This window comes from Nocardiopsis baichengensis YIM 90130, assembly GCF_000341205.1.
Lineage (GTDB): Bacteria > Actinomycetota > Actinomycetes > Streptosporangiales > Streptosporangiaceae > Nocardiopsis_A > Nocardiopsis_A halophila.
Genome location: NZ_ANAS01000006.1, coordinates 81,353 through 107,848, shown reverse-complemented (window position 1 = coordinate 107,848; position 26,496 = coordinate 81,353). Strand labels below are relative to the sequence as shown.

Genomic DNA, 26,496 nt, shown 5'->3' with positions numbered 1-26,496 from the left:
GGGTCATCGGCGCGCCTCCGAAGGGGCGCGGTTCGACGGCTGCTGCCCCGCCGGGGACATGGCGTGCATGAGCACGCCGCCGAGCGCGGAGTGGGCGCGGCGGGTGCTGGAGCGGAGGCTGCCGGTGTCCCCGAGCTTCCCCTGGGCCACGTGGTCGTCCCAGGGCACGCGGACGATGGCGCGGCAGCGCCCGCGGGCCACCTGCTCGGCCTCGTCGACGTCGCTGAGGCTGCGCTTGCTGACACCGTTGATGACCACGACCGAGCGGGAACGCAGGGCGGCGTACCCGTGGCCGTCCAGCCACTCGAAGGTCATGGCGACCGAGCGCGCGGCGTCGGCGCTGGCCGGCGCCACGAGGACCAGACCGTCGGCGGTGGGCAGCGCGCGTGCGACGCCCGTGGCCGCCGGGTCCAGGAGCGCCACCTCGTAGTGGGAGGCCAGGAGCTCGGTCAGACCGGCGTAGTCGCGGTCGTCGAGCGTCTGGACGTAGGGGTCGTCGAGGGTGGAGACCACCTCGAGGCCGGTGTCGGTCTGGGAGGTGTAGCGGCGCATGGCCGTGTACCCGTCGACCGATTCGGCGTTGGCGAGCAGAGAGGTGAGCGTCTCCGGTGTCCGGCTGCGGATTCTTCGGGACATGCCGTTGACGCCCGGGTTGACGTCGACGGCGACGACCCGCTCGTCGCGGTAGGAGGCCAGGGTGTGGCCGAGCATGAGCGCGGTGATGGTCTGCCCCGCGCCGCCGGTGCAGCCGAGGACGACCACGCTGCGCGGCCCGCTGAGGTCCATGCGCAGGCGGGCGACGTCCCCCGCGGGCAGTTCGTGCTTGGGAGCGGTGGAGCCGCCGGTGACGACCCGGGCCAGCCGGCGCCAGCCGCGGGTGGCGCCGGTGTCGGCCCCGGACGCCTCTGCGGCGGCACGGGCGCGGTCCGCCGCGGTCAGGCGCCGCTGCTCGCCGGTGCCGTGGTCGAGCTGGAGCTCGGGCTTGTCCTCGGGGTCGTCCCCGGAGCCGGCGGAACCGTTCGCGGCCCCGGACCCGTCGGGCGTGAGCTCGACGACCTCGCCGTCGGACCGCGAGGAGGACGTCCCGCCCTGGCGTCCCTCCTGGCCGAAGAGGCTGTTGAGGCGCCGGGCGTTCTCCGCGACCTTGCTGAAGACCCCGTTGTCGTCGGACGGCGCGGCGCCGGAGCCGGCGGGCTGGCTTTCGGGCCGCTGTTCCGAAGGGCGCTCGGACGGTGCGCTGCGGGTGGCGGTGGTCTTGCCGGATGTGTTGTCGGACGTGTTGCCGGAGCTGCCGGTCCCGGTCTGCGCAGCCTTGGCGGCCTTGGGGCTCGCGGTCTCCTCCGGGCCCTTCTCGGGCGCGCCGGCGCCCTCGACTTTCTCGGGCTTGTCGCTCTTCCCGGCCTTGTCGGTGCCGCTCGCGGCGGGGTCGTGCGGGGTGGAGTGCTTCGGCGGACGGCGCAGCGCGCGCTGGGCGTCCGTCGGGCTGCTCCTCATCGACCGGGACAGCCGCTTCGACCGCTCCGGGGACTCAGAGGCCACGGGCTCGTCGGTCTGGTCTGCCTGGTCTGCCTGGTCGGGCTGTGTCGGGCGCTCCGGCCGCTGCTCTGTGCGCCGCACCGGGCGCACCGGACGCTCAGAGGGCACGGCGCGGCCGGTGGTGGCGCCGGCCTGGCGCGCGCGCAGCGCGGCCTCTTCCGCGGCGCTCAGCTCGTCTTCGGTGGCGCGGTGGTCCTCTCCCCCGGGGACGGTGGCGGAGAAGCTCTCGTGCTCGCCGGTACCGTGGTCCAGCTCGGTGACGGGCTTGACCGGTGCGGGCGTGGGCGTCTCGGCTTCGGTTCGGGCCGGAGTCCTCGACGCCTCGGTCTCCGGGGTCTCCGGGGTCTCCGGCCGGGCCCGGTCGGCGTCACCGGGCGTATCCGTGTGCGCAGGACCGACCGGCTTTCCGGTGGCGGCGGAACGGTGAGCGACGCCCTGCGGTGCCTCCTCGGCGAAAGGCTGCTCTGCGCGGCGGCCACCGTCCTTTTGGGACGGAACACTGTCCGACGCGGCGTCCGGGTCGGCCGTTTCCTCAGAAACAGCAGTGCGCTTCCCGGCGGCGACTTCGTTGTCCGCGGTGCGGTCGGCCGCTTGCGAGCCGGACCCGTCCTTCACAGAAGCGGTCTGACCGGATGCCGCTGCTCGACCGGCGGCCTCCTCCGAACGCTCCTGCGAGGACGTCTCTTCTGCAGGAGCAACGGCGGCGACGAAGCTCTCATGGTCACCGGTCCCGTGGTCCAGCTCCGACACCGGCTTGGCGGGGGCGGGCCGAGCCGGGGCGGGCTCGTCGGCCTGCTCGGGCCAGGCCTCCTGGGACGCGCGAACCGGCTCGGCTTCCCCGGTACCTCGCGCCGCCTTCTCGGTGGCCCCACCGGAGCCGGGGGCGGCGGACCGCTCGACGCCTTCGCCGGCCCCGCCTGAAGCTGTCGTGGCAGCGAAGCTTTCGTGATCGCCCGTGCCGTGGTCCAGCTCAGTGGCCGGCTTGGCGGCGCCAGCAGCCGGGGTGGAGGCCGCGGCCGGCGAGGTCTTCTCCGCCTTCCCGGCCTCCTTCGCCTCGCTCTCCGTCCCGGCGGGCGCAACGGTGGCGGCGAAGCTCTCGTGGTCGCCGGTTCCGTGGTCCAGCTCGGTCGCAGGCTTGGGGGAGACGCTCTGGCTTCGAGGGTGTGCGCTGGACGGCTCCTTGAACGTCGCGGCTTCCGTGCCCTTGTCCGCCCCGGGCGCGTCGTCCGAGCTGTCAGCGCTGTCGAAGCTGTCGGGGCTGCCCGAGCCGTCCGGGCGGCTCGCCTTAGCGGAGGACGCACCGGCCGTCGCGGCGAAGCTCTCGTGATCGCCCGTGCCGTGGTCCAGCTGAAGGCCCGGCTTGGCGTCCTTCGACGGAGCGGGCTCAGCGGGGACCGGCTCGGTCCGGGCTTCGGCATCGGTGCCGGCGTCGACGCCGGCGCCGAGGGCCGCGCCCTGCGCCCGAGCCGTGGCGCCCTGAGTATCCCTGGAGGCCTCTGCGTCTTCGGAGAACCAGCCCTCGCGGCGGCGCCGACGGCCCTCGGCCGCTTCGGACTCGGCGAACGCCGGCTGCGGCGGGACGGGGTCGGCGGACCGCTCCTGCTCCTCCAGGCGCTCCAGGTGGCGATCGAGGACCTCGATCTGCTCTTCCTGCGCGCTCTTGCGGGGAGCATCTCCCGACTCGGCAGCGCCGCGTTCGGTCCGAGCGGCGCGATCGACGTGCTCGGTTTGCTCCGTTTGCTGAGTTTGCTCGGCGTTCTCGGTGTGCTCGGCGGGTTCGGTGCGCTGCTGTGCGCCCCCGTGTTCCGGAAGCTCCCACGGAGCGGCGTGCGGGCGCCGGGCGTTCGTGTCCGCCGCCTGTTCGGCGGCCTCCTCCGGGGTCGCCGGGGCGCCGGTCGCCTGCCCCTGCTCCCGGGCGGGCGGGGGCGCCACGCGCTCCCGCTCCCGCGCCAAGCGGCGCTCCACCTGCTTGCCCTGGATGCGGCCCCGCAGGCGGCGGTGGGCGCTCTCGTCCCGCTCAGGCTCCCCTGCCGTCGCGACGGCCTCGGCGACCTCGTCATCGCCTTCGCCATCGTCGGCGGCCTCGAGAAGGGGATCAGAGCCCGCATGCGGTTCCGCAGGGGCCGGGGCCGCCATCATCTCCTCGGCGCGACGGCGGGCCTCAGGGTCGGGCCTGCGGGTGTCCTCTTCAGCGAAAGAGGCGGCCTCTACGACGCCCGACTCGGCGTCGTCTTCGAGTTCCGAAGCCGAAGCGCCCTCGTCGGAGGAGCGGTACGCCTTGAGCCACTCCTCGTTCTCCCGCCGAAGTCGATCCCGTTCGCGTGCACGGTCGGTGCTCTGCGCACGCTCCAGGGACGTCGGGCGGGTGACCGAGACCGACTCGTCGAAACCGTCGACCCCGTCGAAGCCTTCGGTGCCGTTCACACCGTTGACCCCGTTGACGCCGACGGTGTCGTCGGAGGAGGCCGCACTCCCCTTGCCCCCTGCAGAGGCCTCAGGCGTCCGGGGCTGGGCCTTGTCGAGCGCGAAACCGAAGTAGTTGAGGACCTTGATGCCGAGGCCGCGCTTGGGCGCGCTCGGGGCCGACCGGGCTTCCCTCGCCTTTTCAGTCCCTACTGCGTTCGCAGCGTTCGCCGTCCCTCGGGCAGGCTTGTCGAAGAGCGGTTCGGACACCGCGGCCTTCGGGGCCTCGGCGCGCGCCCGCTCGACCGGCAGGGGCTCCGGCTCCTCGGGGAGCGGCTCGGGCTCGGGGGCGTCCTGGGGGATGCTTCGCTCGACTGGCTCAATTCGCTCGACGCGCTCAACGACGCGCCCTACGCCGCTGTCGACGGTCGGCTCGGCGGCATCGCCTGCGACGGGAACGGCGGGCGCTTCGGGCTTCGGCGCCGCGTCGACCGATGCTTCTGCGAACGCTCCGCTCTCGTCGCGAGCCTCCTCGTAGGTCTCTTCGGCCTCTTCAGGCTCCTCGAAAGGCTGCCTTTCGGGCTCGGGGGGTTCGGCGGCGGGCTTGCCCCGACCGAGCTTGAGCGGCTCCGGCCCGCGCTTTGCACGGACGGTTCCCGCAGCCGCCTTCTCCTCGTTCTCGTTCGGCCGCCCCGCCGTCTCCTCCCGTTCCGGAAGGAGAGCGACCGACTCGGAGACGAGCTCGCCTTGGGCGGGAACCCCGGCGCCCTCAGAAGCGGGGGCCAGGCCCAGCGGCTCCGGTGCGGCCTTGCCGGCCACCGCGCTCGTAGACCTCTTGGACGCGCGCTTGGCGAGGCTCTTAGAGCGGGCCTTGCTCACGCTCGGCAGCGGGAGGTCCGGGTCGCGGTGCCACACCCGCACCTCGACCCGGACCTCGGCGGGCTCGTGCTCGGGGGCCAGCCGCGTGTACACACGCGCCTCGGCCAGGAACCGGATCTGCGACAGCAGCAGCTCGGTCAGCCGCTTGCCCTCGATGACCGGCCGGGTGGCCAGGAATGTGATGCAGAAAGGCGGCACGATCCACAGCACGTGCCACGGCGTCTTCAGCGGGACGTTCAGCAGGCTCAGCAGGAGGGCCCAGATGGCCAGGACGCCCAGGAACACACCGAGTGTGACGACCGAGAGCGGCTGCGGGAGCCGGAAGTCGTACAGCTTGTACAGCCGCTTCTCGATGCGCCAGATGTTGGTGTACGTGGGCAGGTCCATCCGCTGGGCCTCCTACTCGACGGGAACGCCCACGGCGCGCGCAAGGGCGGTCGCCGTCACCTCGATGATCTGGGGGACGTAGAAAACGATCCCAATAAAGATCGCAAGTAGAACAAATTGGACAAATCGGGTGATCTCTCGCGTGAAGAGGAAGAAGATCGCGACGACCGACACGATCACCAGGAACAGCGGCCCGAAGAATCCCCGGAGCCATTCCGCGAGGCCCTGGGTGTCCAGGGAGTCCTCAGGCGGGGCGTCGGCCGCCGCGAGCACGATCGCCCCGGCCGTGTCCGACACCGCGTGCACGACACTGGAAAACAGGGGGAGCATGTCAGTCGCCGTCCTCCCGTGCCTCACGTCTGAACTGCATGGCCTTCGATCTCCTTGTCTCGGAACCCCGTGGTGCCGCCTCAGCGGCCGAAGGACTGGGGAGCCCCCTGGATGTCGCGCACGTACCACTCGCCGTCCGAGCGGACGACGGTGATCCGGTAGCTCTGCGTGAGGGACGCGGACTCGTCGCCCGCTCCGGGGATCCGCCACTCCACGGTCGCCGTGGCCTGGCGTACATCATCCTCCCCCACCTCGGAGCGGACGGGTACCGCCACGTCCTCGAGTTGCCCGAACTCCAGGGATCCCTGCGGGAGCTGGGCCACGGACGCGCCGTCCTCCAGGTAGCGCGACAGGTGCTCCGGGGTCTCGGCATAGGCCTCGAAGAACGAGGTCAGCACCGGCTGCAGCTCTTCCTCGGCCCGGGGGTCGGACTCGCTTCCGGACGCCTCGGGCAGTTCGGCCTTGTCGGGGGCGGCCAGCAGGGCCGGGGGGCCGGAGACCACGAGCGAGGAGGGGTCTTCGGCGTAGACGGGGACGTCGAGGCTCATGGGAGCGCCGTTGACCTGGGCGCTGAGGGTGACGACCGCGTTGGCGTCGTCCTCCGGGGTGACGGTGACGACCTGGATCTCGGAGCCGGAGAGCGATCCGGCGGGGACGTTGAAGGAGTCCGCGTCGCCTTCGGGGACGAACTCGGCGATCGCCTCGGCGCGCGCGGTCTCGCCGCCGTCATCGGCGGCGTTCAGGTAGTGCTCGGCGAAGCGGGCGGCGAAGGCCGCGGCGGCGGCCTCGGGGTACTCGGGCTCCTCCGGCTGCGGTTCGGCGTCCTCGGAGGAGGGCGTGGCGATGCCCTCCCGCAGGGGGTGCCAGACGCCGTTGAAGAGCACGACGATGATGAAGGCCCACAGGACGGCGCGGCCGACCCAGACCCACCAGCGGCCGCCCGAGCCGGCCCTGGGCCGCCTCAGGCGCCCCGCGCCCCCGCGCACGTCGTCGGCCGCATCGGCGGCTTCGGGGGCACCGCCGCTCCGTGCGGTCGACCTGCGAGCCATCACGCCTCCCCCAACTCTCCTTCGGCGGACTCCGCTCCACCGGACACGGACCGTCCCCGGGCACAGCGGCACCCCGGCTCCTGCCGAGCCCTGTCTACCCCATACCTATGGTGATGCATTGTTCAGGATCTCGGTCGCCATTACCCGTCCGTGTTTCTTCACCAACCGCACGATGTACCCGGCATGTCGAACCGCCAATACCCCCGTACCTGGTCGAATCACATCGAACCACGAAGGATGCCGAGGTCAATGGGGTAATTGCGGTCCGACCGGAAACGACGAGGTGCCTGTTCGGCAACAGGAATGTGACGTTCGGCGGTCTTGCCCGCGCCGCGCTCGACGGGCGCCCCGGGCCATGGGACGGCCTCACGGGCGGAACCGGGCCGCGCTCCCGGGCATCAGCGGTCGGACGGCGAACCGGATGCCGCATGGAGCATCCTCGCCGCTGCGCCTCTCACCAGATCACGAAGCTCGTCGGGGCGGTCGATCACCACCTCGCGATCAAGGGCCGCAATGACGGCGGGGATCCAGTCGAGGCTCTCGGCATGGATCTCGGCCCGATGCAGGGGCGGGCCGGATTCGCCCGCCCCTTCCGCCGTACGGTCCAGCCGCTCGATCCGGGCGACGCTGGGCGGGAGATGCGCGCGGATGTGCTCCTCGGTCGCTCGGATACGAAGCAGGACCCGCCAGCGGTAGTCGGCGTCGGCGAAGTGCTCGACGAGCCAGGCCGCCGCGTCGGGGCGCCGTGCTTCGAAGGTCTCCGAGAGCGGGCGAGCGGCACGGACCCGGTCGACACGGAACGCGCGCTCCTCCGACTTCTCCGCGTCGAGCGCCACGAGGTACCAGCGGCCCGCGTACGCGACAAGGCCGTACGGGTGGACCCTCCGCCGTGACGGAACGCCCTCACGGTTGCGATACCGCAGGTCGACGACGCTCCGAAGGCGCACCGCCTCAGAAAGGGCGAGCATAACGGCAGGGTCGGGAACGACGTCCCCGTGCCGTGCACCGCGCGTGACCGTCCCGAGTACGGCGTCGATCCGCTCCGCATCATCGGGCCGCATCGCTCGCTTGATCTTGGACAGGGCGGTCTGCACGGCGAGCTCCGGCTCCCCCGACGCCGCCTGCGCGTGAGCGAGCCCGAGGAAGACCGCCACCACTTCCTCACCGCTGAACACGACCGGAAGGACGCGCCGACCGGGCGCGAGCCGGTAGCCGCCGTACCTGCCCCGCAGGGACTCTACGTGCACCCCGGCCTCGATCAGTCGCGCCACGTCCCGGCGAACCGTCCGTTCGTCGACGGCGAGGCGCTCGGCCAGCTCGGCGACGGTGCGCTGGTATGAGGACTGCAGCAATTCCAGCAGCTGCAATGTACGCGCGGTCGGATCAGCCACGACGACCATCCTTTCTTTGAAACCGGGCGGTTTCCGCCCGGTAGGGCGCGTACGGTCCGATCCGCCGGTCCGATCCGCGGCCGCGAGCCGCGCGCACACCCCGGCCCACTCACCACGAGGAGAAATGGAGCATCAGCAATGCAGCTGGCAGCCACCCGGATCATCACCGACGACGTGGACACGCTGGTCACGTTCTATGAGAAGGCCACGGGGATCAGCGCCGCGCGCCTGCACCCGATGTTCGCCGAACTGCGCACCCCGTCCGGCGCCCTCGCGATCGCCGACTCCGCGACGGTGCCGCTGCTCGGGGACGACGTCGCCGAGGCGCATGCCAACCGCAGCGTCGTCCTGGACTTCCTGGTCGATGACGTCGACGGGACCTACGAGGCGCTGAGGAGCGTCGTCGACGTCGTCGTCAAGGAGCCGACGGACATGCCGTGGGGGAACCGCTCACTCCTCGTCAGGGACCCGGACGGCAACCTGGTCAACTTCTTCACACCGACCGGCGAGGAGGCCCGGGCCCGATTCGCCGACCGGTCCCGGGACTAGGGCATGACTTAAGGGGGCGCGCACGCATCCCAGCAGCGCGCCCCCTTCGAGCGGGCGGCCGTCGTCCTGAGCGGACGGACGGCGCTCAAGCGGAACCGGCTACACGTTGAAGCGGAACTCCACGACGTCTCCGTCGGACATCACGTAGTCCTTGCCCTCCATGCGGACCTTGCCGGCCGAGCGGGCGGCCTGCATGGTGCCGGCCTCGACGAGGTCGTCGTAGGAGACCACCTCGGCCTTGATGAAGCCGCGCTGGAAGTCGGTGTGGATGACACCGGCCGCCTCAGGGGCCGTGGCGCCCTTCTTGATGGTCCAGGCGCGGGCCTCCTTCGGGCCCGCGGTCAGGTAGGTCTGCAGACCGAGGGTGGAGAAGCCCACCCGCGCCAGCTGGGAGAGGCCGGCCTCGGACTGGCCCATGGACTCCAGCAGTTCGGCGGCCTCGTCGTCGTCGAGCTCGGCCAGCTCCGCCTCGATCTTGGCGTCGAGGAAGATGGCCTCGGCCGGGGCGACCAGCTCCGAGAGCTTGGCGCGCAGGGTCTCGTCGGCGAGCTCGTCGCTGTCGAGGTTGAACACGTAGAGGAACGGCTTGACCGTCAGCAGGTTCAGCTCGCGGATGGCCGCCAGGTCCACGCCGCCCTCGGCGGCGCCCACCGACAGGCCCTTGCCCGAGTCCAGCACCGTCTGCGCCGCGCGCGCCGCCTCCAGGGCCGCCTGGGCGCCCTTGTCCTTGGCGTTGCGCTTGGCGTCCTTCTCCAAGCGCGGCAGCGCCTTCTCCAGCGTCTGCATGTCGGCGAGGATCAGCTCGGTGTTGATCGTCTCGATGTCCCGCGAGGGTTCGATGCCGCCGTCGACATGGGTGACGTCCGGGTCGTCGAAGGCACGGATCACCTGGCAGATGGCGTCGCTCTCCCGGATGTTGGCGAGGAACTGGTTGCCCAGCCCCTCCCCCTCCGAGGCCCCGCGCACGATGCCGGCGATGTCGACGAAGTCGACCGTGGCCGGGATCGTCTTCGCGGAGTCGAAGATCTCGGCGAGCTTGACGAGCCGTGGGTCGGGCACACCCACGACACCGACGTTGGGCTCGATGGTCGCGAACGGGTAGTTCGCGGCCAGAGCATCGTTCTTGGTCAGCGCGTTGAAGAGGGTGGACTTGCCGACGTTGGGCAGCCCGACGATCCCGATAGACAGACTCACGGACACCGAGTCTAGTTGCGCCGCGAGCGTGGACTCGCCGTTCGACCACCCGGAACGCCCCCTCCGGGTCCCGCCGCGCCCTCTGGCGGCGATGGGGGACTTTTCGGTTACAGGACACCGATCTTCGGATGAAATGCCCTGCACGCAGGAACGCCGCGCAGTACGTTCGTGTTCAGCCGCACGCATCCCGGGCAGGGGTGCGTCTCGGCTGCGCGCTGTGCGCCGACCACATCGACTGGGGGGATCGACCATGGTTGCCGGACAGGTTCGAGCGTTCGTTCAACGCCATCCCGTGGTGCGCCACGCCACCCGCAGGATCCGGATCCGGCTCCCGGTCAGCCTCGGCGGCATCGATCCCGAGCACGTCCCGCCCCGGGTGCGCCGGTTCGAGCTGCGGCTGCCGCGACGCGCCGGGGCACCCCGCACCGGCCCCGACGCCCTGTCGGTGCGCGCGCCGGGCGACCTGTGGACCCCCGGGCGCCTGCACGCGCGCGGGTTGCCCGGCTACCGGCCCGAGGCCCTGGCCTGCTTCCTCGCGGTCCTGGAGCATGCCCGCCCCGGCGCCGTGCTCGATGTGGGCGCCAACGTGGGCGTGTACGCGGCCCTGGCAGCGGCGCGCACCCGGCGCAGGGTGATCGCCTTCGAACCCGCCCCGCGGGCCGCGCGCGCGGCGCGCGCCATCGCCGCCGACAACGGGCTGGGCGTGGAGGTCGTGGACCTGGCGCTGAGCAACCACAGCGGAACCGGCCTGCTGCGCCTCTCCCCCGACGACGCGTCCAACTCGCTGCTGCCCGCCGCGGGCCATGCGAGAGGCAGGGTGGTCGTGCCGGTGCGGCCGCTGTCGCACTGGCGGGAGGAGGCCGGGGTCCTGCCGTCGGTCGTGAAGATCTCCGCGTGCGCGTCCGAGCCCGACGTCATCTCCGGCGGGCTGGAGGTCCTGCGGCGCTTCCGCCCCTGGGTGCTGTGCGAGGTGCGCCCCGGGCACGGTATCGGCCACCGCCTCACGGCCCTCCTGGAGCCGCTGGACTACCACTGGTACCGGATCTCCGGCAGACCTCCCTACGAACCGCGGCCGTCGATCTCTGAGAGCGGCGCCTCCAAACGCGGCGGGATGTGGCTGTTCGCCCCCACGCCCGCCCCTGAGGGGCTGTGGCGCAGCGCCCAGGCGTGGCGGGCCGCCATCGACGAGTGCGGGTGACGGTGTCGACGGCGGCCCGGTGGGATCGGCTCTCAGGGGGTCAGATCCAGCCGTCGAGGCTCGCCATGTAGGCGTCGAAATCATCGCGGTGACTGCAGTGCCCGGTCCCCGCGACCACGCGCACCTCGAAGCCCCGTTCCTTCAGCTCCGCGGCCGCCTCAGGGGAGATGGTGAAGCTGGGGTCGGCCAGCTGCACCAGCGACGGCACCACCGGACGGGCGGGGAAGAGGTCCTGCCCCGCGCAGTCGGTGATCATGGTGAAGAAGTCGGGGTCGAACAGGGCGAAGCCCGCCGCCTCGGCCTTCACGTCGTCCGGGCTCCAACGGGGGTTGGCCGCGGCGATCGCCTCGGCGTCGGCGGTGGCGACCATCTTCCGCATCGCCGCGATGTCGCCGTCGCGGACCGCGGTGAACAGCCACCCCGGGTCGTAGTAGACGGCGCGCCGCGGCCTCAGGCGCTCCACGGCCAGCGATAGCGCCAGCCCGCCCATCGAGTGGCCGATCGCCACCTCGGCACCCTGGGGCAGGTTCTCGGCCAGGTCCCGGGCGAGCAGCTCGGGGGTGTAGGCACCGCGCGGGCTCCGGCCGTGCCCGCGCATGTCGGGGGCGACGACGCGGTACCCGCGGGCCAGGAGCGCGTCCTCGACCGCGTGCCAGGTCCGGTGGTCGGACATGGCGCCGTGGACGAGCAGCGCGGTCCGGTCGCCCTCGCCGCTGGTGTGCACGTTGAGCCGCATGGTGGTGGACCCCTTCCGTTCCGGTGGTGGGCGGCGCCGCCGGTCAGGCGACGGCCTTGACGCGGGTGATGGCCAGCGCCCCGAGCAGGGACAGGACCGCGCCGACGATGAACAGGTACAGGTAGCCGCCGAAGAGCACGACGATCCCGCCCGCCACGAACGGGGCGATGATCTGGGGGCCGGCGTTGGCGATGTTGAGCACGCCCAGGTCGCGGGCGGCGTCGGAGCCGGCGGGCAGCACCAGGGTGACGATGGCGTGGTCGGCGGCCATGAAGACCCCGAACGCGGCCCCGGCGATGGTCGCCCAGACGAGGATCCCCGCGAAGGTGGGGACGAAGACCGGCACCAGGGTGCCCGCCGCCGCGATCAGGCCGGCGATGAGCACGAACGGCTTGCGCCGGCCCATCCGGTCCGACAGCGGGCCGATGACCGCCGTGCAGGCCACGGTCAGCGCGGTGTTGGCCAGGGTGAGCAGGGGGACCGCGTCGGTAGGGGCCAGGCCGCCGGGCAGCTCGATGTAGTCGGACAGGATGTAGACCTGGTAGCCCAGGATCGCGAAGAAGCCCATCATCATGAGTGCGCGGCTGGTGAACGCCCAGGTGAAGTCGGGGCTGCGCAGGGCGGTGCCGAAGCCCCTGACCTGGGCGAGCAGCGGGTTGGGGCCGGCGGCCGCGCGGGGCGGGAGCTCGGCGCCGCGCGGGTCGTGGGTCAGGGCGGTGAACAGCACCGCGACCACCACGATGGCCGCGCCCAGCAGGATGTAGCCCAGTTCGAGCCGGCCGACGAAGCGGGCGGCGACCACGCTGCCGGCCACCATGCCCACCGACTGGGCGATGCCCATGACGGCCGAGGCGCTGCCGCGCCGCTCGGCGGGGACCCGGTCGGGGACGGTCGCGGTTATGGCGGCCTGGTAGACGTTGCCCATGGCCTGGGCGGCGCACCAGCCCACCGCCAGGAGCCACAGCGCCGGGGACAGCCCCATGACGGCGAGGAAGGCCACGGCGCCGAGGGAGCCCCCGATCAGCCAGGGGTTGCGGCGCCCCCAGCGGGTGCGGGTGCGGTCCGAGAGCATGCCCCCGATGGGGTTGAACAGGGTGGCGAAGACGGCGCTGACGCCGGTGACAACGGCGAGGTTGACCTCTTTGGCGGCCGGGTCGAAGGCCTCCACCTGGACCGGTAGCAGGATGCCGACCACGCCGAGGTACATGGCGTACAGGGCGAGGTTGGCGGTGGCGTAGAGGGCGAGGAACCGGGAGAGGCCGCGGCGGCCCCAGGGGCGGCGTGCGGGGGCCGGGGTGCTGGAGGGGCTGGGCAGGGACACAGGGGGTCTCCTTCGCACGGCGGACACGGCGATGGATCGGCACATCCCCCCAGGTCGTGCGCTGATTACACGTTTAACCTAGGCGAGCGCAGCCCGGGCGTCAACGGGTGTTCGGCGGATTGTTGTTCGCCCCGCATGCCCCTCTCGCTCGCCCCCGCACGCCGACCGCGAGCCGACCGCGCGCCCGTCGAACGGCCGTCCGCGCTCCGGGCGCGGTTCGGCACGGCAGAATGGACGCGATGAGCGCGACCCGCCCCCGACCACCGACCATCACCGACATCGCCCGGCACGCCGGGGTGTCCACGGCCACGGTGTCGTACGTCCTCAACGACACCCCGGGCGCGCGGATCCCCGAGGCCACCCGCCGCCGGGTCTCCGAGGCCGCCGAGGAGATGGGGTACGTCCCGCACGCAAGCGCGCGCTCGCTGCGCACGGGCCGGAGCGACCTGGTCGTCTATGCGATGCCGGCGGTCACGCTCGGCCCCCTGGCGGCGCGCTTCCTGGCCGGGCTGGCCGACGAGCTGCGGGACCGCGGTTTCACGCTGGTCCTGCACGGAGACGGGGCCTCCCGAGGGGTGAAGGCCGCCCGCCGGTGGGCGCGGCTCCGCCCCGCGGCCGTGATCACCGAGGGACACCGCCTCACGCGGGCGGCCAAGGACCTGATGCGGCGCTCGGGGACGGTGCTGGTGGCCTCCGGGGGGAAGGCCGACCCCGACCTTCCCACGCTGGTCCTGGACCATCGGGGGATGGGCACGGTGGCCGGTCGGCATCTGACGGAGCAGGGGTGCCGCGACGTCGTGGCCGTGGTGCCTGCCGAGCCCGCCCTCAAGGAGATGGGCGAGGCGCGTGCCGAGGGCGTTGCGGAGGCCGTGACCGGCTCCGGAGCGGCCCTGCGCCGCGCGGAGATGCGGGAGACGCCCGAGGACGCCTCCCGCATCGTGCAGGAGTGGCTCCGGGACGGCCTGCCCGACGGGGTGTTCGGCTACAACGACGAGCATGCGGGGCTCCTGCTCTCGGCGCTGATCGACGCCGGTGTGGACGTGCCCGGCCGACTCCGGCTGGTAGGGGGCGACGACCTTCCCCTGTGCGGGATGCTCAGACCGCGGCTGACCTCGGTGGCTCTGAGGGCCGAATGCGCCCCCGCCGAGGCCGCTGAGCGCCTCGTCTCCCTCATAGCGGGGGCGGACGGGGCCGAACAGGACCTTAACCTGTGGACGCCGGAGCTGCGCATCCGCGAGTCGTCCTCGTCCTCGTCGTCGCAGTCCCAGTCCCAGTCGTCCCGGTCGCCCCGCCCGTCCTGAAACAGCGATCACGGGCCGGCCCCGCGTTACCGCTTCCCCTTCCCTTCGACCGTTTCGACCGTGATTTCCGACGACAGCCTCAGGTCCGCGTAGGAGCGCCCGACGAGGACGTCGTAGGCGCCGGGGACCAGAGTCCACGCGCGGGCCTGCTCGTCCCACGTCTCCGCGGCGCGCCGGGGGATGTCCAGCAGGGCCTCGGTGGTCTCCCCCGGGCCCGCTTGGACCGTCGCGAACCCGGCCAGCCAGCGGACCGGGCGGTCCCCGGGGTCCTTCGGGGCCAGATAGACCTGGACGACCTCGCGGCCGGTGCGCTCCCCGGTGTTGGTGACGCTCACGCGGACCCGGGCCAGACCGGCACCGCCGCCCGTGGCCTCGGGGGCGCCCCCGGGATCGGCCTCGACACCGTCGTAGGACCAGTCGGTGTAGGTCAGGCCGTGGCCGAACCAGAACGCCGGGCCCGCCTCGGCACGCTCCCAGGCGCGGTAGCCGATGAACACGCCCTCGTCGTAGTCCAGGTTCCCGTCGGTCGGCGCGACGTCCCAGACCGGCACGTCCTTCTCCTCGGCCGGCCAAGTGGTGGGCAGGCGACCGCCGGGCTCCTGCTCCCCCAGCAGCACGTCGGCCAGGGCCGCCCCCAGCTCCTGCCCGCCGAACCAGGTGAGCAGCGCCGCGTCGACCCGGTCGCGCCAGGGCATGAGCACCGGCGAGCCCGCGTTGACCACCGCGACCGTGCGCGGGGCGGCCCCGGCCACGCGCGCCACCAGCTCGTCCTGGCGGCCGGGCAGCGCGAGCGTGGTGCGGTCGAACCCTTCGGACTCCACGTCCTCGGTGGTGGCGGCGATGACCACCGCCACGTCGGCGTCGGCCGCGGCGGCGACCGCCTCGTTGATCAGCGTGTCGCCGTCCGCCATCGGGTCGCCGTGTTCGAGGCTGAACCCGACGAAGGCGAAGTCGCCCATCGGCGCGCCCGTGGTGGCATGGGAGAGTTCGACCTCGACCTCCTCGCCTTCAGAGAGGTCCACGGTGACCTCCCTCCGGGGCGGGTGGAGGAAGGCGGTTGCGGGGTCGCCGCCCTCGGGGTCGATCGTGCCGTCGAAGAGCGTGGCGCCGCCGACCTTCAGGACGAACCGGCCGACCCCCGCAACGGCGAAGGTGTGCGCCCCTGAGGTGCCCGGGGTGAAGGTCCCCGAGGCGACGACCTTCGCCAGGGTCCCGGGGACCGCGCCTTCCGGAAGCTCGCCGATCCAGCGCGCCGTGCCGTCGGTGAGGGCTTCGGACGCCACACACCTCTCCTCGGCATCGTAGAAGGAGGCCGTCAGGGGACCGGGCATCGGCGGATGGTGCTCGCGAGGGTCGGCGCCCACGCTGTAGGTGAGCTCCACACCGTCGGGCAGGGCATCGCGCAGCCCTTCAAGGGGCGTGATGGTGCGCTCGGAGAACACGGTTGCGCTTCCGCCCCCGCTCGTGCGCGCCTCCGAGGCCGCGAGCCCGATCAGTGCCACCTTGCGGACGCCGCCCCGGACATCGAGCGGGAGGGTGCGGTCTTCATTGCGGAGAAGGACGAAGGAGCGCGCAGCGACCTCCCGGGCGACGGACCGGCCGTCCAGGGGCTCGGGCAGTTCGGATCGCGGAACGACCGGGTCGGCGCCCTCCAGCAGGCCAACGCGCGCGGCGAGCGTGAGCATGCGGCGCGCCATGGCGTCTACGGCGGATTCGGGCACACGGCCGTCGCGGACGGCGGCCACCAGGTGCTCACCGTAGACGGTGCGGGGGCCGGGCATCGCCGCGTCCATACCGGCGAGCGCATCGCGCACCGTGTCCCGGGCGGCCGTCCAGTCCGAGACGATGAACCCGTCGAAGCCGAACTCGTCGCGCAGGACGGAGTTGAGCTCCGTGTGCTCGGTCATGGTGGTGCCGTTGACCTTGTTGTAGGCGGCCATCACACCCCAGGGGCGGGCCTCGGCGACGATGTGCTCGAAGGGCGCCAGGTAGATCTCGCGCAGCGCGCGCTCGCCGACGCGGTTGTCGACCGTGAAGCGGTCGGTCTCGGCGTCGTTGGCGACGAAGTGCTTGACGGTGGTCCCCACGCCGCCTTCCTGAACGCCGCCCACGTAGGCCGCGCCGATCACCCCGGTCAGGCGGGGGTCCTCGGAATAGCACTCGAAGTGGCGGCCGCCGAGCGGGCTGCGGTGCATGTTGACGGTGGGGGCGAGGAGCACGTGCACCCCCTTGCGGCGGGCCTCTTGGGCGAGCAGTCGGCCTGCGCGCCGGATCAGTTCCGGGTCCCAGGTGGCGGCGAGCGCGGTCGGGCTGGGCAGCTGGACGGACGGGTCGTCCGGCGTCCAGCGCTCCCCGCGGACGCCGACCGGGCCGTCGGACATGACCAGCCGCCCCAGGCCGATCTCGGGGGCGGGGGCGAGCGCCCACGCCGTGGCACCGGAGAGCAGGCGGACCTTGCCCTCCAGGTCGAGCCGGGCGAGCGCCTCGTCGACGCGGCGCTCCCGCCGCTCGTCTGCTGCGGATCCGTGCGGTGCGGGTGCGGGCATGGCGGTTCCCCCTCGGGGTCGGCGCGCCGCCTGGCGCGGGTGGCACAGTTCACTTACCGAGTACTCGGTAGGTGCCTGCTTCGCCGAGTCTAGGCCGCGTCCCGGCGGCGTGCCAGCCCCCTGGGGCGGTGCACCGCGAATGCGGGCAGCAGAGGGGTCCGGGTACTCTCACGGCACCGAGCGAAGGGACAGGCGCGATGGCAGCAGAGCGGGGGCGGCGTCGTCCCGGGTACGCACCGGGCGGGCGGCGGGACGCGATCCTCGACGCCGCACTGGAGGAGTTCGCCGCCGGCGGCTACAACGGCACCTCGCTGGCCAAGGTCGCCGAGCGGGCGGGCCTGACGCAGCAGGGCCTGCTGCACTACTTCCCCAGCAAGCAGGCGCTGCTGGTCGCCCTGCTCAACCGCCGCGACGAGGTGGACGCGGACGCGGCAGCGGAGGAGGACGGGCGCGTCGACCTGGCCGAGGTCGTGCGCCGCAACGTGGAGCGACCCGGCATCGTGCAGGTGTACACGGTGCTCAGCGCCGAGTCCGTCACCGAGGGCCACCCGGCGCAGGAGTACTTCCGCGACCGCTTCGAGCGGCTGCGCGGGGAGGTGGAAGGGCGGATCCGCAAGGAGCACGGCGACCGGCTGCCGTCCGGGGTCGGTCCCGACGAGGCGGCCGCCCTGCTCATCGCCGCCATGGACGGGCTGCAGACACAGTGGCTGCACGACCCCGGCGCGGTCGACATGCCCCGTCTCGTGCGCACCCTGATGGATGTCCTGACCGGTCCCGCGCGTGGCGGAAAGGCCCGGGACGCCGAGGATTGAGAGCATAGGCCGCCATGAACGGCCTTGAGATGATCCTGGTGCTTCTGGTGGGACTGGCCATCGGGGCGGCCTTGGGGTGGATGCTGGCCCGCGGCCGCACCGCCGAGACGCACGCCCGGGCACGGGCCGCCGAGGAGCGCGCCGCCTACATCGAGGAGCAGCTGGGCGACCGGTTCCGGGCGTTGTCGGCGGAGGCCTTGGACACCACCAGTCAGCGCTTCCTGGAACTGGCGGAGGGCCGGATGCGGGCCGTGGGCGCCGAGGCCGGCCAGGACATGGAGCAGCGGCGCCAGGCCGTGGAGAAGCTCGTCGAGCCCCTGCAGCAGGCGCTGGCCAAGGTCGAGGGACAGCTGCGGGAGGCGGACGCAGGGCGCAAGGCCGCCCACGCCGAGCTGGCCAAGCAGGTCGAGTTCGTGCGGGAGGGGTCGGACCGGCTGCGCGACCAGACGCGCGCGCTGGTGACGGCCCTGCGGCGCCCCGAAGCGCGCGGGCGCTGGGGAGAGATGCAGCTGCGGCGCGTGGCCGAGATGGCCGGGATGAGCTCCTACTGCGACTTCGACGAGCAGGCGAGCGTCCGCACCGACGACGGGCTCCAGCGGCCGGACATGGTGGTGCGCCTGGCCGGCGGCAAGAACATCGTCGTGGACTCGAAGGTGTCACTGGCGGCCTACCTGGAAGCGGCAGAGACCGACGAGGAGGACGTACGGGCCGAGCGGCTGCGCGCCCACGCCCGGCACCTTCGGGCGCACGTCGACCAGCTCTCGGGCAAGGCGTACTGGAAGGCGTTCGACCCGGCGCCCGAGTTCGTCGTGCTGTTCATCCCCGGGGAGGCGTTCCTGGCCCCGGCCCTGGAGGAGGACGCGGGACTGCTGGAGTACGCGATGGGGCGGCGTGTGCACATCGCGACGCCGACGACGCTGGTGTCGCTGCTGCGGACGGCCCAGTACGCCTGGCAGCAGGAGGCGCTGAGCGAGAACGCGCGCGCGGTGTTCGAGCTGGGCAAGCAGCTGCACGCGCGGCTGGCGACGCTGGGCGGCCACGTGGACGGGCTGGGCCGGGCGCTCTCGCGGGCGGTGGCCTCCTACAACCAGACGGTGGGCTCGCTGGAGAGCCGGGTGCTGGTGACGGCGCGGCGCTTCGAGGAGCTGGGGCTGGTCGAGGACGAGCTGGACGCCCCGCGGGGGATCGAGGAGCAGGCACGGCCGCTGGCGTCGGCCGAGCTGACGGACGCTGCGGCGCGGGCCGCGGAGGGCGCCGGGGGCGCCGGAGCAGCCGGGGGCGTCAAGGGTGCGGAGAACGTGGCCGAAGGAGGCGCGGAGCACGCGTCCGGCCTGGATCGGCCAGGGCCGGAAGCCACGGTTGTGCAGGCCGGAAACGGGCACGAGGAGACGGACGACCGCTCGGACACGACCCGCGTCGAACTGTACGGAGGCGCTTTCGGGCCATCGGATCCGGAAGACGGGGACGACACGAGTTCCGAGAAAGAGCAAGAATACTCACCACGAGTGACACACTGAACACTGTGAGTCATACAAGGGAGCGTGCGGGTATGGCCACGCGGAACACGGAGACGCCCGAGGACCCTCGGGCTCCCTTCTTCGTGCCTCCGCCGCCCCGCCGGCACGGAGGCAAGAGGGCGGCCGCAGGCGCGAAGGGCACGCCGAAGAGGGGGCGGCAGGTGGCTGCGACGACGACCACGAAGCCCGGGGCGACCGGGAGGGGCGGGAAGGGCGCCAAGCCGAATCCGGCCGCGGCGCCGGCCCGCCCGAAGAAGACGCAGAGCAAGGTACAGACCAAGGCGCAGCAGAGCGGCGGCGTCCGGCTGACCGGGCGCGGCGGCGTCCTGGTGATCATGGCCGCGAGCCTGTCGGCCGCGCTGACGGCGGAGGCCACCGGGTGGACCTTCCTCAACGGCGGGGCGTTCGTGGTCGCGTGCGTGGCGGCGGCGCTGCTGGTGCGGCCGTCGGACCTGCTCGGCCTGACGGTGAGCCCTCCGCTGGCCTACTTCACGGCCGCGGTGGCGGCGGAGTGCGTCCTGACGCTGGGAAGCAACGGCTTCGTGCGCGGGCTGGCGCTCGGCATGGGGACACGGCTGGCCGACATCGCCCCGTGGCTGTTCCTCGGCACGGCGCTGGTGCTGATCATCGCGGTGTTCCGCGGACTGCCGTCCAACGTGCGGGACTTCAGCGACGAACTCAACGGGCGTCGGCCGCGCACCTGAGTGAGGTCAGCGGCCCCCCGGGGGGGGAGTCTGGGGGCCGAGCGCTGCCCCCATTGAAGCACCGAGGCCGAATGGGCCGACGGGAGCAGCCGGGAGAGCAGGGGGCGCACGGAAAACCGGTTTCGGCTCCCGAAATGCGCTGGCAGACTGCCCGGCATGATCCCCTTCTCCGAATTCGACACCCGTGGGTACGAGACCGTCGACGTCGCCGCCGGGTACGGCGCCTGGGCGCAGACGTACGAGCGCACGGTCGAGGACCTGATGGACATCGACCTTCTGGAGCGCCTGAGCGGGCCGGAGTGGGCGTCGGTGCGGCGCGCGGCCGACCTTGGGTGCGGGACGGGTCGGACCGGCGAGTGGCTGCACGGCAAGGGCGCGCAACGGATCGACGGGGTCGACCTGACGCCCGAGATGCTGGAGATCGCGAAGCAGAAGGGGGCTCACGAGAGCCTCGGCGTCGCCGACGCGACCGAGAGCGGTTTGGAGAGCGGCGCCTACGACCTGGTCATCTCTTCGCTGATCGACGAGCACCTGCCGGAAGTGGGTCCGCTGTACGAGGAGGCGGCGCGGCTGACGCGGCCCGGCGGGTGGATGGTGATCGTGACCTACCACCCGCAGTTCATGATCACGGCGGGGATGCCGACCCACTACACGGACGATGAGGGCCGGTCGTTCGCGATCCAGACCCACGTGCACCTGGTCAGCGACCACGTACGCGCGGGCGTGGCCGCAGGATGGCGGCTGGCCGAGATGCACGAGGGCATCATCGACGACCGCTGGCTGCAGCTGAAGCCGAAGTGGGAGAAGTTCAAGAACATCCCGCTGTCGGCGGTCTACGCCTGGCAGAGGTAGTACTGCAACGACAGGTCGATCGAGGAGCCCACGGACGTCCAGGTCCTATCAGGGCATCCGCCGACACCGGCAACGGACGCGAATGGACGCCGTCCGACGGCCCGGCGGGTGCCCCGCTCCCGGGCTCCGGCCGGGCGGCGGGCCGTTCGGGGCCGGGGTGGCCGGCGGCGGCGAGGAGAGGCGGGTGCTGGCCCGGGCCTGCTTGCCGGGCGGCGGGCTCCTGGCGGTCCGGGTGGTCGGCGGCGACGACGGCCCGGCAGGTACCCCGCTCGCGCGCTCCTGCCGGGCGGCAGGCCGCCTGGGGCCGGGGTGGTCCGGTACCGGACCGCGCGCAGCGCCGTCCGGGCCGCCCGCGGGCCCCGCGGGCGGGCCGCGTTGATCTCGGGGAAGTCGACCTTGTACCGGCCGGTATAAGGTCGACTTCCCCGAGATCAACAACGGAAGGGGGGGACGGCCCTGCAGGCGCGGTTCCAGGGCCGCTTCTCCCGGGACCGGCACGTGAGCGGGCGCAAGCCGCACCACGGCGCCGGACACGGACACGACCCAGCGCCCCTGCGACCCCGCCGCCCGGCAGGCGGGCCGGAGCGGGGGACCTGCCGGGCCGTCGTCGCCGCCGGCCACCCCGACCCCAAACGGCCCGCCGCCCGGCAGGCAAGCCTGGGGAAGTGTCCGCCCCTGTCGTGTGGTCGGTCCATCCCCGCTGGCGCGGGGCTCTCGTTCCTCGGGGCGGGGGTTCCGATGTTCGCGGCGGTCCATCCCCGCTGGCGCGGGGCTCTCCCTTCGCCGCCTGCAACGCTGCAGGGCGTTATGCATTCGCGATCGAACGCGGACTGATTCCGGCCTCATCCTCGAACGTGCCGCTGTTGAGTTGTGCGCCTGCTCAATCTAGAACGGGGCGTCGCCCTCGTTCTCGGCCCCGTTCTCCGGGGTGTTCTCCTCCATGGCGACCGCCAGCTTCGCCCTCGCCCCCTCGAGCCACTGCTCGCACGTCTTCGCCAACTGCTCCCCGCGTTCCCACAGGGCCAGCGACTCCTTGAGGGTCAGGCCGCCCGACTCCAGTCGGCGGACGACCGAGTCCAGTTCCTCGCGCGCTTCCTCGTAGCTGAGTTCGGGCTCCTCACCCGTCGTCTTCTCGTCCGGCTTCTCCGGCGCCTCAGCCTCGGCGGTGCTCTTCTTCGGCATGTCCCTCACTCGTCCCCGGTATCGTCCGTCTTCTCGCCCGCGACGGCCGTCAGGCTGTCCTCCGCGAACCGAAGCCGCAGCTCGTCGCCCTGGCTCACCTCGTCTGCCGAGCGGACCACTCCCCCGTCAGGCCCCTGAACGATCGCGTAGCCCCGTGCAAGCGTGGTCGCAGGCGACAGCGCGTGCAAGCGCGCGCGGGTGTGCCTCAAGTCGTCGCCCGCCCGGTCCAGCGACACCGTCACGCACCTGCGCGCGCGATCCCGCAGCCCCGTCACCTGCTCGGTCAGCCGGTCCATCTCCTGCACCGGGTTGGCCAGCACCGGACGCGACCGCATCCCCTCCAGCCACGACAGCTCCCGGGCGATGCCGCCTTCGATCACCCTGCGCGCGCGGTGGCGCAGCCCCCGGATGAGCTCCAGCTGCTCCCCCACATCCGGGATGGTCTTCTTCGCCGCGTCGGTCGGCGTCGAGGCCCGGACGTCGGCCACGAAGTCCAGCAGCGGCGTGTCCTGCTCGTGCCCGATGGCGCTCACCACCGGCGTGCCCGCCGCCGCCACGGCGCGCACCATCGCCTCGTCAGAGAACGGCAGGAGGTCCTCCAGGCTCCCTCCGCCGCGCGCGATGATGATGACGTCGACGCCGGGATGCCCGTCCAGCTCCTTCAGCGCCTCGGTCACCTCGCCCACCGCACGGTCGCCCTGCACCGCCACCTCGCGCACCTCGAAGCGGACCGCCGGCCAGCGGCGGCGCCCGTTCTCCAGCACATCGCGCTCGGCGGCCGAGTCCCGTCCGCAGATCAGCCCCACCGTGCCCGGCAGGAACGGCAGCGCGCGCTTGCGCGCCTCGTCGAAGACGCCCTCGGCGGCCAGGGTCTTGCGCAGCTGCTCCAGACGGGCCAGCAGCTCTCCCAGCCCCACGTGCCTGATCTCCAGCGCCAGCAGGGAGAACGTCCCGCGCGCCACGTAGAAGTCGGGCTTGGCGTGGATGACCACACGGGCCCCCGGCTCCGGCACCGGCGTCGTCGCCTGCAGGACCCGCATCGGGCACACCACGCGCGCCGACACGTTCGCGACCGGGTCGCGCAGGGTGATGAACGCGGTGCCGCCTCGGCGGTTCAGCTCGGCGATCTGCCCTTCGACCCAGATCCGGCCGAGGCGCCCGATCCACCCGCCGACGGCCTGCATCACCACGCGCACCGGCTGCGGCGCTTCGGGGGTGCTCTCCATACCCATGCGTCAGAGCCTAGAGGAGCCCGACGACCGTTCCCCGTCCGGCGGGCCGTGGCCCTCCGACGCGCTTTCCCCTTCCTGGCGTGGTCAGCTGTCCCAGACCTCGCCGACCGCGCGCAGGACGTCCGGGGCCTGGGTCCGCCCCGCGCGCGCTGCCGGCGCTCGGTAGCGGGGGTCCAGGAGGTTGCCGCCGAAGGCCGCCACCGCCTCCCGGTCCGGAGTGATCAGCGCGGTGCGGGGCTGTCCGGGGAGTTCGGCCAGTTGGTCGGCGGGTCCCCGCACGGGGCCCGCGCCGCCGGCGATCGGGGCGAGGACGACCACGCGGTCGTACCCGGCGGCGACGTCGGCGTTGGCGGCCGAATGCACGCCGCCGTCCATGTAGACCGAGGCACCGACGGGCACCGGCGGCCATACCCCGGGCACGGCGCAGCTGGCCGCGACCGCGTCCACGATGGGCACCCCGCTGTGGCGGTCGAACACCTTGCGGCGGCCGGTGTGGGCGTCGACGGCGGTGATGCGCAGGTCGCTGTCGGGCCAGGCGTGGGAGACCAGGCGGCCCGCGATGACGGCGCGGCGGTCGGCGATGGAGGCGCTGGACCGGTGGTGGGCGGCGCGGCCGATGCGCGCCCGGGCCCGGTCGGGGTCGCGCTCGGCCAGGTAGTACCAGGCGAAGCGGAGCAGCCGGGCCCGGGAGAAGTGTGCGGACCGTTCCCCGTTCGGGGGCGCCAGCTGGCGTTCATAGAGCTTGGCGAGCGGCATGCCGGAGGTGATCTGCGCGCCGACCACCGAACCTGCGGAGGTGCCGACGACGAGGTCCGCGTCGGCGAGGTCCAGCCCGGCCTCCTGGAGCCAGGACAGGATGCCGATCTCCCAGGCGATCCCGGTGATCCCTCCGCCACCGAGCACCAGGGCCTTGCGCATGCCGAGCCTCCTCGCTCTCCGCCCGGACGGGCCGGGCACGACGGGGTCGTCCCGGGCCAGAATATGCCGGTCCGTGACGGCCGCCACGGACTGCGGGGGCGAGCCGCGCGACTGCGCAGGTGGGGACGAGGGAGGCGAGAGGTGGTGGCCGGAGTCGGCCGTCGCGGAGGAGACGAGGAGGGCATCCGCTGGCGTGGTGCAACTGTCGGCGGCCGTGCCCGACGTCGGCGGGCGGGGCGCCGGTCAAGCCTCCGAAGGCGGCTCGGGCCCGGCTCAGAGCCGTGACGATGGCGCTGAACCGGTCGGCCGGAGATGACACCACTCCAGCGGAGGCCATCGAGACGAAGAGGATCGTCGGGCACCGGTGACGACCGGCCGGAGCCGCCGTACGGGACCCTGCCGCGCACGGAACATGGTGGCTCATCGAGAGTGGTGGATTCACCACGAAATCGCACATCAGGTGGCGATTTCACCACTCTCGATGCACCCGAGGCGCCCTTAGGGCGAAACCTCGACTCGCCCCGGGCACTTGCCCGCACCACCACCGGCCCGACGGCCGACCAGCGGCCCAGCGGAACCGCCCCGCCCTCTCGTCGCCGCCTACTCCCCTGACCTGCGGGCCTCGCCCCCCGGCAGGCAGCCTGGGGCGGAGCACCGGCTACGCCGCCCCTTCCTGGCACGCCGACGCCCTGTCGCCGGAGCGGGCTCCGGAACGGGACACCCTCGGGATTTCCTTCTGCGGCCGAGGGCGTTCACGAGGGCTCGACCGACGCATCACCGCGCATGACTGAAGCGCGGCGCGCTCAGCGTCACTCCGCTACGCGTTCACTGTGTGCGTCCCTCTCGTCCGGAACGCCGAGCACTGATGCAGGCACCGGGCCGCACGCGACGCCGCGCTTCGGTCCGACCGGCGGCAGGGTCACTTCTTCCCGGCAGTGCGGGCGTTGCGTCCGAAGATCACGCTGGCGGTGAAGACCGCGGCGATGGCGGAGACGATGAGCACGATCTGCAGGCCCCCATCGAACAGGGAGGACGAGAACAGGGCGGCAACGGCCGTGATCAAGAGCGCGGAACCGGTGGCAGGGGCAGGGGACGTCTTGTTCGCGGTGGGGGCGTTCGCAGACACGGTGCTCTCCTGACGTTCGGACGGGGGGCAAGGGGGCGTTGCCGGGCCGCACCGCGCCCCGTCCAGGCCTCGGCGTTCGAAGACGAACGCCGGCCAGACGCGGGCGGCCCGTTTCCGTCACTTGACGATCCGGAAAATCAACGCTTCACTTTCTAGCATGGAAACCGACGATCCGCACAGGCCCCGCCCCTCCGCCGACGAGGCCGCCGCGGTCCTCCGCGAGGCCGAGCAGCTCACGTCCGACGTCGCGGCCGTCAAGGTGCCCGCCTGGTACTTCCCTGCGCTCGGCGCCGTCGTCGCCCCCTACGGCCTGATCACCCTGCTGCCCGACACCGCCGTGGGCGTGGGCGCCACGTTCGGCGGGGTGGCCGCCTTCCTCATCGCCATCGCCCTCATCGCGCACTACGGGGTCAAGCAGATGGGCGTCCTGCGCTGGCTCACCTGGCGCGAGACCTGGCCGGTCTTCGTCCCCGCGGGGGTGCTGCTGGTCGCGGCCTCGGCCGTCTACCTCGTGGTCGACTCGGCGTGGGTCTGGGTCGCCCTGAGCCTCGCGGTCGGCGTGCTCATCGCCGCCTTCGGGCCCTACCACCGCCGGACCAGCCCCTTCTACCGCCGGGCCGAGTCGTCGTGAGCGCCGAGTCCGCGACAGGGTCCGCCGCTGAATCCCCGATCGACGGCTTCAACCCGACCATTCACCCGCCGAACCGGCTGAAGATCTGCGCCGCGCTCGACGCCGCCGGGGCGGCCGGGCAGGTGGAGTTCGCGACCGTCCAGGAGCGGCTCGGCGTCAGCGCCTCGGTTCTGAGCAAACAGGTCAGCGCCCTCATGGACGAGGGCTACGTGCAGCAGACCCGCGCCAAGCGGAACAGCAGGCAGCGGGTCTGGCTGTCGCTCACCAAGGAGGGTCGCGCCGCCTACCGCGCGCACGTCGCCGCCCTCAGGGCCATCGTCGAGGGCTGATCCCGGGTGAGCAGTCCAGGCAGGGCCGAGCTCCTCCCCTAAGCGCCATCAATGGCCGCACCGGGCACCGACGCCCCTGCCGAAACGGCTCTGAGCAGTGCGGCCAGAGCGGCCCCCACTTCCCCGAGACCATCTGCTCCCGCCACCACCTCGTCCGCTTCCTCGGGGTGGACGACGGGGCGGCGAGCGTCTCTGCCCCAGGGATCTGACCGGGCCTGGTGTACGGGTTCCGCGCCGGTGCGGTCGAGACGGGGCGCATCCCAGCGCCGACCGCACCGGCACGGCCTGCCGTCGGGCGAGCGGGGCCCGAGCCGCCACCACGCCGCTCCCCTCCAGCTCTCGCGGCGCACTGCGGCGGCTCTCCGGCGGCACT

21 protein-coding genes are annotated in these 26,496 nt (G+C 72.7%); 9 read left to right on the top strand and 12 right to left on the bottom strand.

Translation table 11 applies throughout. The features are described 5' to 3' along the window. Positions 1-3: 3 nt before the first annotated feature. From C892_RS31575 to C892_RS0106640, 4 genes are all read right to left on the bottom strand, one after another. Positions 4-5,205, bottom strand: coding sequence for a conjugal transfer protein (locus C892_RS31575; RefSeq protein ID WP_026124182.1), 5,202 nt, complete (start codon positions 5,203-5,205; stop codon positions 4-6). Between the two features lie 12 nt (positions 5,206-5,217). Next, positions 5,218-5,535, bottom strand: a complete 318-nt coding sequence (locus tag C892_RS0106650) for a hypothetical protein (RefSeq protein ID WP_026124181.1) — start codon at positions 5,533-5,535, stop codon at positions 5,218-5,220. Between the two features lie 80 nt (positions 5,536-5,615). Next, complete coding sequence (locus C892_RS0106645) at positions 5,616-6,584, bottom strand: conjugal transfer protein (protein WP_017556584.1); 969 nt, start codon at positions 6,582-6,584, stop codon at positions 5,616-5,618. Between the two features lie 398 nt (positions 6,585-6,982). Then, positions 6,983-7,984, bottom strand: coding sequence for a helix-turn-helix transcriptional regulator (locus C892_RS0106640; RefSeq protein WP_017556583.1), 1,002 nt, complete (start codon positions 7,982-7,984; stop codon positions 6,983-6,985). 129 nt (positions 7,985-8,113) lie between these two features. Between C892_RS0106640 and C892_RS0106635 the strand changes: the two genes are divergently transcribed. Further along, a complete protein-coding gene (locus C892_RS0106635) occupies positions 8,114-8,524 on the top strand; it encodes a VOC family protein (protein WP_017556582.1) in 411 nt (136 codons plus the stop codon). A gap of 99 nt (positions 8,525-8,623) precedes the next feature. On the opposite strand, the gene ychF is transcribed toward C892_RS0106635, so the two are convergent. After that, positions 8,624-9,718, bottom strand: coding sequence for a redox-regulated ATPase YchF (gene ychF, locus C892_RS0106630; protein ID WP_026124180.1), 1,095 nt, complete (start codon positions 9,716-9,718; stop codon positions 8,624-8,626). Positions 9,719-10,010: 292 nt separating this feature from the next. On the opposite strand from ychF, the gene C892_RS0106625 reads away from it, so the two are divergent. Beyond that, on the top strand, positions 10,011-10,916 hold the full coding sequence (locus C892_RS0106625; RefSeq protein ID WP_017540189.1) for an FkbM family methyltransferase: 906 nt from the start codon (positions 10,011-10,013) through the stop codon (positions 10,914-10,916). A 40-nt stretch (positions 10,917-10,956) separates the two neighbouring features. On the opposite strand, the gene C892_RS0106620 is transcribed toward C892_RS0106625, so the two are convergent. Both C892_RS0106620 and C892_RS0106615 read right to left on the bottom strand, forming a co-directional pair. Further along, positions 10,957-11,652, bottom strand: a complete 696-nt coding sequence (locus C892_RS0106620) for an alpha/beta fold hydrolase (RefSeq protein WP_017556580.1) — start codon at positions 11,650-11,652, stop codon at positions 10,957-10,959. A 43-nt stretch (positions 11,653-11,695) separates the two neighbouring features. Next, a complete protein-coding gene (locus C892_RS0106615) occupies positions 11,696-12,973 on the bottom strand; it encodes an MFS transporter (protein ID WP_017556579.1) in 1,278 nt (425 codons plus the stop codon). Positions 12,974-13,212: 239 nt separating this feature from the next. On the opposite strand from C892_RS0106615, the gene C892_RS0106610 reads away from it, so the two are divergent. Then, on the top strand, positions 13,213-14,274 hold the full coding sequence (locus C892_RS0106610; protein ID WP_040685319.1) for a LacI family DNA-binding transcriptional regulator: 1,062 nt from the start codon (positions 13,213-13,215) through the stop codon (positions 14,272-14,274). A gap of 26 nt (positions 14,275-14,300) precedes the next feature. Here C892_RS0106610 and C892_RS0106605 read toward each other — a convergent pair whose 3' ends face one another. Beyond that, complete coding sequence (locus C892_RS0106605) at positions 14,301-16,820, bottom strand: beta-glucosidase family protein (RefSeq protein WP_017556577.1); 2,520 nt, start codon at positions 16,818-16,820, stop codon at positions 14,301-14,303. A 197-nt stretch (positions 16,821-17,017) separates the two neighbouring features. Here C892_RS0106605 and C892_RS0106600 point away from each other — a divergent pair, with 197 nt between their 5' ends. From C892_RS0106600 to C892_RS0106585, 4 genes are all read left to right on the top strand, one after another. After that, positions 17,018-17,632, top strand: coding sequence for a TetR/AcrR family transcriptional regulator (locus C892_RS0106600; protein ID WP_017556576.1), 615 nt, complete (start codon positions 17,018-17,020; stop codon positions 17,630-17,632). A 14-nt stretch (positions 17,633-17,646) separates the two neighbouring features. Further along, positions 17,647-19,149: a DNA recombination protein RmuC gene (locus C892_RS0106595; RefSeq protein ID WP_017556575.1), complete on the top strand. Its 1,503-nt coding sequence runs from the start codon at positions 17,647-17,649 to the stop codon at positions 19,147-19,149. 32 nt (positions 19,150-19,181) lie between these two features. After that, positions 19,182-19,853 (top strand): DUF6542 domain-containing protein, encoded by a 672-nt coding sequence (locus C892_RS0106590; RefSeq protein WP_017556574.1) that lies wholly within the window; start codon positions 19,182-19,184, stop codon positions 19,851-19,853. Between the two features lie 156 nt (positions 19,854-20,009). Next, a complete protein-coding gene (locus tag C892_RS0106585; RefSeq protein ID WP_017556573.1) occupies positions 20,010-20,705 on the top strand; it encodes a class I SAM-dependent DNA methyltransferase in 696 nt (231 codons plus the stop codon). 885 nt (positions 20,706-21,590) lie between these two features. Here C892_RS0106585 and C892_RS0106580 read toward each other — a convergent pair. From C892_RS0106580 to C892_RS0106565, 4 genes are all read right to left on the bottom strand, one after another. Then, positions 21,591-21,887, bottom strand: a complete 297-nt coding sequence (locus tag C892_RS0106580) for an exodeoxyribonuclease VII small subunit (RefSeq protein ID WP_017540198.1) — start codon at positions 21,885-21,887, stop codon at positions 21,591-21,593. 5 nt (positions 21,888-21,892) lie between these two features. Further along, positions 21,893-23,119 carry an exodeoxyribonuclease VII large subunit gene (xseA, locus tag C892_RS0106575; RefSeq protein WP_017556572.1) on the bottom strand — a complete coding sequence of 409 codons (1,227 nt, stop codon included), beginning with the start codon at positions 23,117-23,119 and terminating at the stop codon, positions 21,893-21,895. An 84-nt stretch (positions 23,120-23,203) separates the two neighbouring features. Next, positions 23,204-24,037, bottom strand: a complete 834-nt coding sequence (locus C892_RS0106570; protein ID WP_017556571.1) for a patatin-like phospholipase family protein — start codon at positions 24,035-24,037, stop codon at positions 23,204-23,206. A 919-nt stretch (positions 24,038-24,956) separates the two neighbouring features. Further along, entirely contained in the window at positions 24,957-25,163 is a 207-nt protein-coding gene (locus C892_RS0106565) for a hypothetical protein (RefSeq protein WP_017556570.1), read from the bottom strand. A 157-nt stretch (positions 25,164-25,320) separates the two neighbouring features. Here C892_RS0106565 and C892_RS0106560 point away from each other — a divergent pair, with 157 nt between their 5' ends. Then, the gene (locus tag C892_RS0106560) at positions 25,321-25,794 is read left to right on the top strand and encodes a hypothetical protein (RefSeq protein WP_017556569.1); all 474 of its coding nucleotides are present in this window, start codon (positions 25,321-25,323) and stop codon (positions 25,792-25,794) included. Beyond that, the gene (locus tag C892_RS0106555; RefSeq protein WP_017556568.1) at positions 25,791-26,123 is read left to right on the top strand and encodes a transcriptional regulator; all 333 of its coding nucleotides are present in this window, start codon (positions 25,791-25,793) and stop codon (positions 26,121-26,123) included. The genes C892_RS0106560 and C892_RS0106555 overlap by 4 nt, the downstream gene beginning before the upstream one ends. The last annotated feature ends 373 nt before the right edge of the window (positions 26,124-26,496 follow it).